The sequence below is a fragment of the Leptolyngbya sp. CCY15150 genome (genome assembly GCF_016888135.1).
GTDB lineage: Bacteria > Cyanobacteriota > Cyanobacteriia > RECH01 > RECH01 > RECH01.
Map to the genome: position 1 here is coordinate 1 of NZ_JACSWB010000219.1, position 288 is coordinate 288.

At 51.7% G+C, this 288-nt stretch carries 1 pseudogene; it reads left to right on the plus strand.

The annotated features are described in order from the left end of the window. A pseudogene (locus tag JUJ53_RS17845) lies at window positions 1-224 on the plus strand (hypothetical protein); the annotation flags it as partial. Window positions 225-288 lie beyond the last annotated feature (64 nt).

Sequence of the window (288 nt, forward strand, 5' to 3'; positions counted from 1 at the left end):
ACGCTTGGAAAAAAAAACTTCAGGAGAACGTCGAGCACCTTCAGCAGACCTATCCCGACGCCGACGTCGAGGTGTGGTGTGAGGATGAGCATCGCATGGGGTTGTGTCCTATCTCACGTTTTACGATTGGTGGCCAGGGTACGACAGGGGCACTCATGTCGCTTCATCATGTGCATTCAACCCGACTTGACATAACGCTCTTCAATGACTCTGGCGGTAGATAGAATAGAGTAAAAGGGCTGGAACCTAGTGAGAAGCGATGATAGCACCCCGTATAGCCAAGGCGAC